An 11,816-nucleotide genomic window follows, 5' to 3' on the forward strand; every position below is an offset into this window, starting at 1 on the left:
TGTCATGTGTGTTGTCGGCGAGCACCCGCGGACCGGTCTGCCCGGTCACCTCCATGTCCACCGGATCGGTTGGGGTCAGTGCATGACGACCCCGCCATCCACCACCAGCGTCTGTCCGGTGATGGCTTCACTGGCATCCGAGGCCAGCATCGAAACGGCGCCGACGATGTCTGCGGGAAAGATGTCCCGCGGCAGCGCGCGTTCGGCGATCGTCTTGTCGCGCGTTCGCGCAACTTCATGCTCGTTGCGCAGCATGCCGTCGCTGAGGGTGTAGCCCGGTGCTACCGAATTCACGCGGATGCGGTCCTTGCCGACTTCCTTCGCCAGCGACCGTGTCAGGCCGAGGATCGCCGCCTTGCTGGTCACGTAGTGCAGCTTGAGCGGCGTGCCCTTGAACACGGTTCCCGACCCGATGTTGACGATGCTGCCGCCCCCTGCCCTGCGCATCGAAGGCAGGACGGCCGTGCAACACAGGAAGACACCGGTTACGTTCACCGCCATCACCCGCTCCCACTCTTCCAGCGGGATCTCCTCCGAAGGCTTTGGCAGCAGGCTGCTGAAGATCCCGGCGTTGTTGACGAGGATCGACACCTCGCCGAACGCCGCGATCCCGGCATCGACCATGGCACGGACCTGCTCCGGATCAGCGACATCGACGCTGACCGGAATGGCTGACAGTCCGCGGGCCTTCAGGGCCTCGGCGGTCGGGGTCGGGTCCTGCCTGTCCGCGATCACGACATTCGCGCCGCACTCTGCAAGATGCGTGGCGATGGCGCGGCCAATGCCTTCGGCCGCACCGGTGACGATGGCCGTCCGGCCCTTGAAGATCGGTTCACTCATCGGGGCTCTCCTGCCTCGTTTTTCCGGGGCACGTCTCGACGACGATGCCCTCTGCAATCAGCGCCTCGACCTCCCCGTCGCCGAACCCCATGTCCGACAGGATGCCGCGGCTATGTTCCCCGAGCATCGGCGCATGGGCACGGTCCGGAGGGCTGGCCCCCGCGATGCGGGCGGGCGGACGCATGTGCAGCACCTCGCCCTCGTCCGGATACTCGAGGGACTCGAACAAACCGACCTCCGCAAGGTGCCGGTCCTCCAGCAGGTCGTCGAATGACTTTACCGGGAAGGCCGGAATGTCCGCCTTGTCGAGAAGGGTCAACCACTCGGCCGTTTTCCGTTGCCTGAGCGCTTCGTTGCGCAGGCCGAAATACGCCTCGACGTTATGAAAGCGCGCGGCGACGCTTTCGAACCGCGGATCGTTCCGCAATTCCGGTCGTCCGATCAGGTCGAAGAAGGCAAAGGCCTGTTTGTCGGTGTTGGCGGACACGCAGATGAAGCCGTCCGCGGTTGCCGCGGGCCGGGAATTGCGGTCGAGGACCCGCGTGTCACCCGTTTCGCCCCGCTCGGGACGAAAGGCCTTCTGCCCCATGTGTTCCTGCAGCACGAAATTCGCCATGCTTTCGTACATCGGCACCTCGACCGATTGGGCTGTCCCGGACCGTTCGGCGGCGCGCAGTGCCAGCAGGATCATCTGCACCGCGATCAGCCCGACCACGTGATCGGCGAGGACCATCGGCACGAACCGCGCTTCGCCGGTAAGCCGGTGGTTCGCGCCGACGACACCGGCCGCGCCCTGGATGATGGTGTCGTAGGCAGGGCGTTCGGCGTAGGCGCCGCCGCGGCCGAAACCGGTCAGGCTGCAATGCACGATCCACGGGTTCAGCGCCTTGGCATCCTCGAAGGTCAAACCCAGTTTCGTCAGCGCCCGGTCACGCATGTTGGTCACCATGACATCGCTGTCGGCGATCAGTTTCCTCACGATCGCCTGACCCTTTTGCGTACGCAGGTCCACGGCAAGGGATCGCTTGTTGCGGTTCAGCTGCAGGAACTTCGGTGACAGCTGCCCGGACCGCGATTGCCCGCCAAGCCGGCGCAGCAGGTCCCCGTCGGGCGGTTCGATCTTGATGACCTGCGCGCCCTGTTCCGCCAGGACCTGGGTGGCGACAGGCCCGACAACCACCGACGTCAGATCGAGCACCTTTACTCCGGCAAGCGGGCTTTCGGCCGTCTGTGCGTCGCTTGTCATCTGAAATCTCCCAAATCCATATCCGTTCGGGCGATGATCGCTCGCGCGCGCTCCGCCACCGGCAGATCGACCATCTGGCCGTCCACCATCACCGAACCGCGTCCTTCGGCCTGGGCCGTTTCGAACGCCCGCACCATGCGGTCCGCCCGCATCAATTCGGACCGGTCCGGCATGAAACCCGCGCGAAGCGGATCGACCTGATCGGGATGGATGCAGGTTGCCCCCCACAATCCGAAGCCACGCGCGCGGGCCGCCATATCGCGCATCTGCGCGGCCTCACTCACGGAGGCCATGCTGCCCAAAAGGCCCAGGGGCACGACACCGGCACGGGCGCAGGCGTAGACCACCTGTTGACGGGGCCAGAGAAGCGCCTCCTCGGTCGGTTGTGCCATGATCCGCGCCGAAATGTCTTCCGCGCCCAAGGCCGCCGCGACGATCCGGTGGCTGGCATTCAGAATCGCGTCGACGCGGTCCAGCCCCTCAAGCGTTTCGATCAGCAGCACGAGGGTGACGCCCGACCGGCCGCATTCGACCTCGACCTCGGCCATCAACTCGTCGACAAGCCGCAGCTGAGAGGCGCCGTCGGCCTTGGGCAGCATGATCGCGTCGGCCCCTGCCCGGATCGCTGCGGTTACATCATCGGCGACCCGTGCCAGACCCGGATTCACGCGGACCAGGACATCCTTTTCGACAGCCTTCAGCGATGGGATCGCGTCTGCAAGTCGGGTGCGAGCCTCGTCCTTGCGGTCGGACGGAACGGCATCCTCCAGGTCCAGAATAATCGCGTCGGCCGATGTTGCCGCTGCCTTGGTCACGAACCGATCAACATGCGCCGGAACGTAGAGCAGAGCGCGCCAACTTGCGGCGTCCATGGATGCAACGCGCAGTGTCATTCGCTTGCCCAGGTCAGACGGCCTTCGGTCGCCGTGGCCCCGGTGTCATCCACCGCCCGGACATCAATGGTGCGCGGATCGCCGGGCGCCGGGCGCGACTCCAGCCGGATGGGCCGGTCGACGTGCAGGGCCTTGCGGTTCGAGAATTCCGCGGATGCGACAGGACCGTTGCGAAGCGTCTTGGCGAGTTCGGTCAGCCACAAGACCGTAAGACCCCCGTTCACCACCAGACCGGGATAGCCCTCAACCTCTCTCGCATAGGGCGCATCGTAGTGAATGCGGTGCGCATTGAAGGTCACGGCCGAGTAACGAAAGAGATGCATGGGCGACGGTGTCACAACCTGATGAACTTTGAATTCCGGCTGCTCCTGTTGCTGTGACGACGTCTGCTTTCCGGCGGCTTTCTCGGGGGCTGCTTTTCCCTTCGTTGCGGCCTCGCGATAGACCACTGTCTGGGTCTCGGTCAGGCTTGAACCGCCAGCGCCCACCAGATCGTGCGTGATCGTCACGAAGGCCATATGTCCTGTCCGGCCTTCGCGAAAGGACACGTCGGCAATACGCGAGTGGCGTTCGGTCGTTTCGCCGATCCGCAACGGCGCATGAAATTCCACTCTGCGGCCCGCGAACATCCGGCGCGGCAAACCAAGATCGGGAAGAAAACTGCCTTTTGGCGGGTGACCGTCCCGTCCCAGACTGCCGATGGCGGCCATGGGAGGAAACAGGACGACATGCCATCCCAAAGGCAGGACATCACCGTCGGAAAACAGACCGGGATCAAAATCAAGGATCGTCGCGAGACGCCGCACCTGCTCCAGCGATACGCGATCACGGGCCTGTTCCGTCCGGCCGATGGATTTTTCCATCAGCTGGCCTGCGTCCTGCAGTTCTTCAGTCAAGCTCTGTCCTCCCGCGCATCCAAAGGTGCCGGGCCAATATTCACGGAACTGGTTATAACTTTAAGTGCATAGTATTGCGCAATTGCTGCGTCATACGCGATAATGATCCGGGCGAATTTGCGCGGTGATGGGCGAGGTTTCCGATGGACAATGTGGATGTTGCCGGAGTTCGGGCTTTCGTCGCCGTGGCGGAACAGGGCAGCTTCCAGGCCGCGGCGAACCGCTTGAACCTCTCGCCGACCGCGGTAGGGCGTCGCGTGCGGAAACTCGAAGACGGCCTCGGCACCGTGCTTTTCCTGCGCACGACGCGAACGGTTACCCTGACAGCCGCCGGATCGAGGTTTCTGCTGCGCGCGCAGAAGCTCATGTCCGATCTCGGAGACGCGTTGTCTGAAATCCGTGACGAGGAACGGTTTGGAGAGCGCGCCGTCGCAATTGGCTGTCTCCCCACCATTGCGGTGCATCTGCTTCCCGACGTCCTCGGCGCTTTCGCCGAGCAGGAAGCCTGCGGCGTTCAGGTATTCGACCTTTCCGCCAGTGCAATGCAGGATCTCGTAAGGTCGGGCCGCATTGAATTTGCCGTCAGCTTCATCGGCGCACAGCACGATGACCTGAGCATGCACCCGCTCTATTCAGAACCCATTGTCGCGCTTGTGTCGGAACACGATCCCGTGGCGGAACAGGGCGAAATCTCTTGGCATGACCTGCAGGGACGGCGGCTTGTCTCCATCGGGACGGCCAGCGGCACGCGCAGTCTGATCGACACGTCCCTCAGTTCCTGGGACATCGACCTGCACTGGCACTACGAGGTGCAACATCTCGCCACCGCCGTGCCACTGGCGGCCGCGGGCCTCGGCATTGCCATCGTTCCGGCCTCGGTCGCGCAAATTCTTCCGGCGCAGGTCCGGACAGTCAGGCTGCGGGCACCGACGATCGAACGGCGTATCGGAACCCTGCGTCGACGCGGTATTCCGCTGTCGTCGCCGGCCAGCACGCTTCACCGGCTGATCGTCAACCGCCTGCGCGGGTAGCAGGCGGGAGCCCTGCGTCAGGGTCTGGAGGGAACTGTATTAAGTGCGATCGGGAGAGCCTGCGCCAGCATGGCTGCCGGGTCTCGCAGAGCGGCAAAAGGTGATGGTCATGACAATGCGGCACTCCGAGAATAAAGAGCCATGTCCGCATTCAAGGGTCACCATTGCATTCCAGCGGGAACATCTCGTCCGCAAACGCGCTGCTCTCCTTGATCCCTTTGATCGAGACATATGGCTGCGTTCCAAGGCGCGGAATTTCTTCTCTGGGGAGCCACTCGACCCCTGTGTCGTCAAAGTCGATCTCTTCCGAGACCTCCCAACCGCAACATGGAAGTGCCAGCAGGGTCCAGTACTGGGCGAAGACAGGGCGCGACGACCCTGTGGTCGAATCCGCGAACTCACCTTTGAGAACCTGCCGACCGAAAGGCCCCCGGCAGTTCCCTCGATCGGTCGCGCTCCGCGCGTTCGTGTCATTGCACGCAAAGAAACGCTCCTGACCGAACTCCGTCACCCTGAAGCTGTGGGTCCCGGCTGCGTTATGGAACGTCAGGCTGGTCAGCCTGCACGCCCGCAGATCCACGGAGGACGCCGATGCCGAGGCTCCCCAGACCGCCAGGGCTGCAAGGGGTAGCGCCTGCGATATCGTGGCCAATGCCCTATCGGAGCGGTGCATATGCGGTGCTTTCGTCAAGTTCTTCCAGGCTTTGTATCAAATGGTCCCAATCCTGAAGACCTGCGCTCACCGCGACTGGCCAGGCTTCCACGTCAAAGTCCGCCTGCACTGAGCTCCGCGAGGCAGCAGCCCTCCGTTTCAGAAGATCCGGGTATGTCTCGGTCGCGGAGGCGGGCGCACAGAGGGCGCCATTGGCAGATGCCCGGTTTTGCGTGATGAACCGCGAAATGGACCCGTCCGGGTCGTCATACACCAGAATGAAATTCATGTAGCCGGCCAGCCGGCCTGTCCAGCACCCAAGAAAGACGGCGTCACTGCCGGCCCATCTTCCCTCGCGCGCCGGGCCTTCGCACAGGCAGCCCGCAACGCCCAACGTGAAATCGGACCGGGCGACAAGCTGCAGGCGCGAGCAATCCTGAGCGCTCGCTTCCGTGCAATTTGTCAGGCTGCCTCGAAAAGCGGGCAAAGCAAAATCTGCCGAAGCGGAAAATTCGAGGACATATCGAATGAACTCTGCGGTGTCCGACAGGGCAATGTTCAAGAGAGCACCTTTCGATTTCAAGCCGCGATACAAGGTGTCTCCGACCATCAGGCGATGGCTCGTCATCGTATTACTGACGATTCGTTCCAGCTCGCCGGGGGGTGTCCCTTCCACCAGGGAACGCGAGAGGGCGTCCGAAATTTTGCCCCATACAGCCGTGGGTTCAGATGTGTCCCAGGCGCATGCAGGCGAAGCCATGGCGACCGCGACTGCCGTGGCCGCCACATTCGAGCATCTTCGCCTGTGGGTCCTCGAGTCTCTGATTGCGTTCGTAAAGGGCTTGGCCTGTCGATCCGGCATTGTAGGTAAGACGCTGAGTTATCCATGTTCATTGGCCCACAGACGGGTCATCCGAAGTGAGCCGCAATCCGAAGGTCTGTTGTAAGGTTGCATATCCAGACTTCGACCGCCTCCCCCAGATGAGGGGTCCACGTTCGGGGTTCGCATGCACTGCCTCCAGCGTTGGGACGCCTGATCCGGGTTCTTCCCGGTCGCCAGAAGTCCGGCGTGACGTCGTCGGCGGAGGCCCGGAGGTCGAGGTCACGGGCGATAGACTTGCCGTTCTTCTCGACTTGAAGCGCCGACCACCTGAGCCTGTCAAACGGTGGTCGAGACCGCTGGCGGAAAGCCGCCCTTGTATGCACCACCGATGGCGATCACACCGTATTCGACTTTTTCGAGCGGCACGTCTCCGGGATCGAATCCGAGTGCGGTGAAGCTATCGAACGGCAGCGCCTGGACATCAGCATTGCTTGGGACAACGGCGTCCGTTGGCAGGGCATGGAGCCGATGGAGCGTTCGAGGTGGGCGGCGTACTGCGAATGGTACTGGGACAAGCCGCAGGAACTTAGGTCAACTCTCACTCAGCAATTACGCGGCCCATGGCTGTAAAAAATACGACGGAAGGTCGGACCAGATGTCCGAGCGATATCAAGAGGACGAAAGGCCTGGTTTGGGTGTGTAGTCGGCCAGAGCTGAAATCTCATGCCAGCGCAATTTACCTATGAAAATTAACCACATGCGCCGTGGCGGAGGAGGTGGGATTCGAACCCACGGTACGCTTTCACGCACGACGGTTTTCAAGACCGTTGCAATCGACCACTCTGCCACTCCTCCGGGCCGGTCCCGCATAAGGTGCGCGTTGTGATTCGGAAAGATGCGTCGGCTGTGCATCGGGGCAACGCACCGGCGTGGGAACCGGCAGGATGGAACGGCCCTCTTCCCATGTGAACGGCAAAACGCTAAAGTGCGGCAAAACAAGCCCCCAAGGGGCGACCTATCGGCAGCGCCGGACAGACCGGCACACAAGCGGCAACAGACCGCGCGCAGGCAAAGGGCAAGGCATGATGCAAGTGAAATCGCTGGAAGGCGGCGCCGTGCGCGTCGGCACATCGCGGGGGCTGCGTGGCCTGACCGCTCTCGCTCTGGTGACCGGGCTTTCGGCCTGCGTCGAGGGCGGTTCCTTTCCGATGTTCCAGGCCGACAAGCCGGCCGAGGCAAGCGACGACGTCGCGACGCGGCGCGCGACGCGGCTGATCGAGCGGGACGTCGAGGCGCCGGACGTGTTCCAGGTGACCGAGGCCGGGCTCTGGGACGGACGGCCGTCGCTGGGCGGCGTCTGGGTCGCGCATCCCGACGTCAAGGAACCCGAGCGGGTCCTGATCCGCAACACCGCCAACGACAAGTTCGTGATCGGCGCGCTGTTCCGTCGCGAACGCGACAACCCCGGCCCGCGACTCCAGGTCTCGTCGGATGCCGCCGCCGCGCTCGGGATCCTTGCGGGCGCCCCGCAGAACCTGAACGTCACCGCGCTGCGCCGCGAAGAGGTGCAGCAGCCGCCCGAGGCGATGACCTCGTCCCTGCCGCCGGCTGAAGGCGTCGAGGAACAGACGCTCGACCCGATCGCTTCCGCCGCATCGGCCATCGACAAGGCCGAGGGCAAACCGGCCACCGCCGAAACGAAGACCGCCGCAGCGGCACCCGCAGCCTCCTCCGCGGCCGAAACCCAGACCGCCATGGCCATGGCGGAGCCTGCGCCGGAGCCCGAGAAGAAGCAGGGCTTCTTCCAGAAGCTCTTTGGCGGGAACAAGAAATCCGCCCCCGAGGCGCAGATGCAGCCGCAGGGTGACAACGAGGTCGCGCTGACCGCCATGGCGCCGGGCGCCGTGGCGACCGCTCCGCTGGCGCCTGCCGCTCAGGCCGCTGCATCCGCGCCCGCGGCGACGGTGCAGAAGGCGTCGGTCCCCGCACCGCGTCCGCAGGCCAAGAGCGGGCTGGCCAAGCCGTATCTGCAGATCGGCATCTTCAGCGTCGAACAGAACGCCACCAACACGGCCACCGCGATGCGCCAGCAAGGCATGATCCCGACGGTCCGCAAACAGACCACGAAGGGCAAAACCTTCTGGCGGGTGCTGATCGGCCCGGCGACCTCGACCTCCGAACAGGGTGAGCTTCTCAGGAAAGTGAAGGCGCAGGGCTTTACCGACGCCTATGCCGTGACAAACTGATCGCCGCCGGTCAGAATGGCCGGGACTTCGGGGCCGCACTTGGCCCCGGCCAGACGGAGACACCGATGACCCAGATCGCTGCACGCCGCGACAGTCGTGCGAGTATGGCAGCCCGGCGGACCACCGCCGGGCTGCGGCTCGTCGCGGCCCTCGCGTGCCTCGCCCTCACTGCCCTGCCCGCCGCCGCCTTCGATACCAAGGCGCGCGCCGCCTACGTGATCGACGTCACGACGCGCACGGTGCTGCTGAACAAGAACGCCGACGAGCCGCTGCCGCCCGCCTCGATGTCCAAGCTGATGACGCTCTACGTCGCCTTCGAGGCACTGCGCGACGGGCGGCTGACGCTGGACGAACGCCTGCCGGTGTCGCGCCACGCGATGAGCTACGGCGGCTCGACGATGTTCCTCGACACGACCGACAACGTCCGGGTCGAGGACCTGCTGCGCGGGATCATCGTGCTGTCGGGCAACGACGCCTGCGCCGTCATCGCCGAGGCGCTGAGCCCCGACGGCACCGAATCCGGCTTTGCCCGCTACATGACCCAGCGGGCGCAGCAGATGGGGATGACCAATTCGACCTTCATGAACTCCAATGGCTGGCCGGCGCCCGGTCACCGGATGTCGATGCGCGACCTCGCTTTGCTGGCGACGCATATCATCGTCGATTTCCCGGAGTTCTACCCGCTTTTCGCGGAGCAGAAGTTCGAGTTCGACGGCCGTGCGCCCCAGAACGTGAGCAACCGCAACCCGCTCCTGGGACTCGGGATCGGCGCGGACGGGCTCAAGACAGGGCATACGACCGAAGCGGGCTATGGCCTGGTCGGATCGGCCAAGCAGGGTGACCGGCGCGTCGTCTTCGCGATGACCGGGCTCGACACGCAGGAAGCCCGCGCCGAGGAGGCACGCTCGATCGTGAACTGGTCCTTTCGCCAGTTCGCGGAGAAGGCCGTGACGAAACAGGGCGACGTGATTGCCACCGCGCAGGTGGTCATGGGCGACAAGACCGAGGTGGCGCTGACCGCCGCGCGCGACGTGACCGCGCTGCTGCCGGTGCTGTCGGACGGAAAACTGGAGGCCGAGGCGGTCTATGACGGCCCGCTGGAGGCGCCGGTCGCCGCGGGTGCCGAGGTCGGCCGCCTGATCATCCGGCCCGAAGGCCTGCCCGAGATGAGCGTGCCGCTGGTCGCCGCCGAGGCGGTGGCGCGGGGCGGGTTCATGGTCAAGCTGCGCAGCGCCGCCCGGCATATCGCGAAACGGCTGAACGAAGGGCCCGAGGCGGCCTCTTGAGCGGGCTTTTCGTTTCCTTCGAAGGCATCGACGGATCGGGCAAGTCCACCCAGGCGCGATTGCTGCGCGACGCGCTTGCCGCGCAGGGCCGGGACGTGGTGCTGACCCGCGAACCCGGTGGGTCGCCGGGGGCCGAGGAGATCCGGCGGCTGGTGCTTGAGGGCGATCCCGACCGCTGGTCGGCCGAGACGGAATGCCTGCTGTTCACCGCCGCCCGCCGCGATCACCTGGAGCGCACGATCCTGCCCGCGCTGACGGCGGGCAAGGTGGTGATCTGCGACCGCTTCGCCGATTCCACCCGCGTCTATCAGGGCGTGTCGCGAGGGGACCTGCGCGACGCGGTCGACCGGCTGCATGCGCTGATGATCGGGCGCGAGCCGGACCTGACGGTGCTGATCGACATGGACCCGGCGACGGGTCTGAGCCGCGCGCTCGGCCGGCAGGGCACCGAAGAGCGGTTCGAGAGCTTTGGCGCCGGTTTGCAGGAGCGGATGCGGGCGGCGTTTCTCGGGCTGGCCGATGAGTTTCCCGCGCGGTTTCGCGTGATCGACGGGGCGCGCGACGTGGAAGTGGTCGCTGCAGATGTGCTAGAAACGGTGACGGCTGCGCTGGCGGCGCCGCCGGGGGCTCTGCCCCCGGACCCCCGAAGTATTTGAAACCAGAAGAAGCAGGGGACCCGCGAGTGACGCCGAAAGGCGGCGCGATCGGTTCTGTTGGCAGGGGTTTCGTTCCGTGGCGTGCGCGCGTAGGGTCGCGCCGGAGATTTCGATGAGCGACGAACAGCTTCCAGAACCGGACCGGATCGACGGCGCCCCACACCCGCGGGACTCGGTGCGGATCGTCGGGCAGGATGCCGCGCAGGCGGCGTTTCTCGAGGCCTTCAACTCGGGCCACCTGCATCACGCATGGCTGATCACCGGCCCCAAGGGCACCGGCAAGGCGACGCTGGCCTGGGCCATCGCGCGGTTCCTGCTGGCGACGCCGCCGGATGACGGGGGCGGGCTTTTCGGTGCGCCGCCACCGGTCGAAAGTCTGAACATCGACCCGGAGCACCCGGTCGCGCGACGGATGCGGTCGGGCGCCGAGCAGGGTCTCTTCGTCCTGCGCCGCCCGTGGGACGACAAGGCCAAGCGGCTGCGGCAGGAGATCACCGTCGAGGAAGCGCGCAAGATGAAGGGCTTCTTCGCCCTGTCGTCCGCCGATGGCGGGCGGCGCGTGGTGATCGTCGACTCGGCGGACGAGCTGAACGTGAACGCCGCCAACGCGATCCTGAAGATCCTCGAAGAGCCGCCCGCGCGCACCACGATCCTGATGGTCGCGCACCAGCCCTCGGCACTGCTGCCGACCATCCGGTCGCGCTGCCGCGAGCTGCGCCTCGCCCCGCTGGGCCGCGCCGATCTGGAGACCGTGCTGGCCCAGTCCGGAGTCGAGGTCGAGGGCCCGGTCGAGGCGCTCTCGGCGCTCTCCGGCGGCTCGGCGGGCGAGGCGGTGCGGCTGTCGCTGCTCGGCGGGCCCAAGCTCTATGCCGAGCTGATCCAGACTTTCTCCGCCCTGCCCCGCCTCGACCGCGCCGCGGCGATCCGCCTGGCCGACAGCGCCACGGGGCGCGGCGCGGAGGACCGGCGCGACCTGATCCACGGGCTGACCGATCTGTTCCTGTCCCGCCTCGCCCTGACCGGCGCGCTCGGCCAGCCGCCGGGCACCGAGGCCGCGCCGGGCGAGTTCGACCTGCTGATGCGTCTCGCCCCCGATGCCCGTTCCGCGCGCAGATGGGCCGAGACGGCGGCCGAGATCGGCGGCCGCACGCGGCACGGCCGGGCGGTCAACCTTGACCCTGCCGCGCTGATCCTCGATACCCTCTTCAGACTCCAGAAAACGGCGGCGGCCTGACCCCGCCCGATCC

At 65.6% G+C, this 11,816-nt stretch carries 10 protein-coding genes and 1 tRNA gene; 5 read left to right on the top strand and 6 right to left on the bottom strand.

The genetic code is table 11. The features are described from left to right. Nucleotides 1-75: 75 nt before the first annotated feature. From ATO6_RS02015 to ATO6_RS02030, 4 genes are read right to left on the bottom strand one after another with little or no spacing between them, the layout of a single operon-like run. Complete coding sequence (locus ATO6_RS02015; RefSeq protein WP_088622272.1) at nucleotides 76-840, bottom strand: SDR family NAD(P)-dependent oxidoreductase; 765 nt, start codon at nucleotides 838-840, stop codon at nucleotides 76-78. Continuing rightward, entirely contained in the window at nucleotides 833-2,086 is a 1,254-nt protein-coding gene (locus ATO6_RS02020; protein WP_088622273.1) for a CaiB/BaiF CoA-transferase family protein, read from the bottom strand. Before ATO6_RS02020 ends, ATO6_RS02015 begins: the two co-directional genes overlap by 8 nt. After that, complete coding sequence (locus ATO6_RS02025) at nucleotides 2,083-2,979, bottom strand: CoA ester lyase (protein WP_088622274.1); 897 nt, start codon at nucleotides 2,977-2,979, stop codon at nucleotides 2,083-2,085. Before ATO6_RS02025 ends, ATO6_RS02020 begins: the two co-directional genes overlap by 4 nt. Continuing rightward, on the bottom strand, nucleotides 2,976-3,875 hold the full coding sequence (locus ATO6_RS02030) for a MaoC family dehydratase N-terminal domain-containing protein (RefSeq protein WP_088622275.1): 900 nt from the start codon (nucleotides 3,873-3,875) through the stop codon (nucleotides 2,976-2,978). Before ATO6_RS02030 ends, ATO6_RS02025 begins: the two co-directional genes overlap by 4 nt. Before the next feature lie 143 nt (nucleotides 3,876-4,018). Between ATO6_RS02030 and ATO6_RS02035 the strand changes: the two genes are divergently transcribed. After that, entirely contained in the window at nucleotides 4,019-4,906 is an 888-nt protein-coding gene (locus tag ATO6_RS02035) for a LysR family transcriptional regulator (protein WP_088622276.1), read from the top strand. 656 nt (nucleotides 4,907-5,562) lie between these two features. On the opposite strand, the gene ATO6_RS02045 is transcribed toward ATO6_RS02035, so the two are convergent. Both ATO6_RS02045 and ATO6_RS02050 read right to left on the bottom strand, forming a co-directional pair. Beyond that, on the bottom strand, nucleotides 5,563-6,345 hold the full coding sequence (locus ATO6_RS02045) for a hypothetical protein (RefSeq protein WP_141101917.1): 783 nt from the start codon (nucleotides 6,343-6,345) through the stop codon (nucleotides 5,563-5,565). A gap of 801 nt (nucleotides 6,346-7,146) precedes the next feature. After that, nucleotides 7,147-7,236: transfer RNA gene (locus ATO6_RS02050), tRNA-Ser, on the bottom strand. Nucleotides 7,237-7,589: 353 nt separating this feature from the next. Here ATO6_RS02050 and ATO6_RS02055 point away from each other — a divergent pair. From ATO6_RS02055 to ATO6_RS02070, 4 genes are all read left to right on the top strand, one after another. Beyond that, the gene (locus ATO6_RS02055; RefSeq protein WP_088623366.1) at nucleotides 7,590-8,627 is read left to right on the top strand and encodes an SPOR domain-containing protein; all 1,038 of its coding nucleotides are present in this window, start codon (nucleotides 7,590-7,592) and stop codon (nucleotides 8,625-8,627) included. Nucleotides 8,628-8,731: 104 nt separating this feature from the next. Further along, nucleotides 8,732-9,913, top strand: coding sequence for a D-alanyl-D-alanine carboxypeptidase family protein (locus ATO6_RS02060; protein WP_088623367.1), 1,182 nt, complete (start codon nucleotides 8,732-8,734; stop codon nucleotides 9,911-9,913). Further along, nucleotides 9,910-10,569, top strand: coding sequence for a dTMP kinase (gene tmk / locus ATO6_RS02065; RefSeq protein ID WP_088622279.1), 660 nt, complete (start codon nucleotides 9,910-9,912; stop codon nucleotides 10,567-10,569). Before ATO6_RS02060 ends, tmk begins: the two co-directional genes overlap by 4 nt. A gap of 112 nt (nucleotides 10,570-10,681) precedes the next feature. Then, nucleotides 10,682-11,803 (top strand): DNA polymerase III subunit delta', encoded by a 1,122-nt coding sequence (locus tag ATO6_RS02070; RefSeq protein WP_088622280.1) that lies wholly within the window; start codon nucleotides 10,682-10,684, stop codon nucleotides 11,801-11,803. Nucleotides 11,804-11,816: the final 13 nt, after the last annotated feature.

The sequence above is a fragment of the Oceanicola sp. 22II-s10i genome, from assembly GCF_002210105.1.
Taxonomy (GTDB): Bacteria; Pseudomonadota; Alphaproteobacteria; order Rhodobacterales; family Rhodobacteraceae; genus Pseudooceanicola.

Coding starts and splice junctions, on each gene's coding strand:
- ATO6_RS02070 (WP_088622280.1), top strand. CDS start 10,682: ATGAGCGACGAACAGCTTCCAGAACCGGACCGGATCGACGGCGCCCCA.
- ATO6_RS02055 (WP_088623366.1), top strand. CDS start 7,590: ATGTTCCAGGCCGACAAGCCGGCCGAGGCAAGCGACGACGTCGCGACG.
- ATO6_RS02015 (WP_088622272.1), bottom strand. CDS start 840: ATGAGTGAACCGATCTTCAAGGGCCGGACGGCCATCGTCACCGGTGCG.
- ATO6_RS02035 (WP_088622276.1), top strand. CDS start 4,019: ATGGACAATGTGGATGTTGCCGGAGTTCGGGCTTTCGTCGCCGTGGCG.
- ATO6_RS02060 (WP_088623367.1), top strand. CDS start 8,732: ATGGCAGCCCGGCGGACCACCGCCGGGCTGCGGCTCGTCGCGGCCCTC.
- ATO6_RS02020 (WP_088622273.1), bottom strand. CDS start 2,086: ATGACAAGCGACGCACAGACGGCCGAAAGCCCGCTTGCCGGAGTAAAG.
- ATO6_RS02025 (WP_088622274.1), bottom strand. CDS start 2,979: ATGACACTGCGCGTTGCATCCATGGACGCCGCAAGTTGGCGCGCTCTG.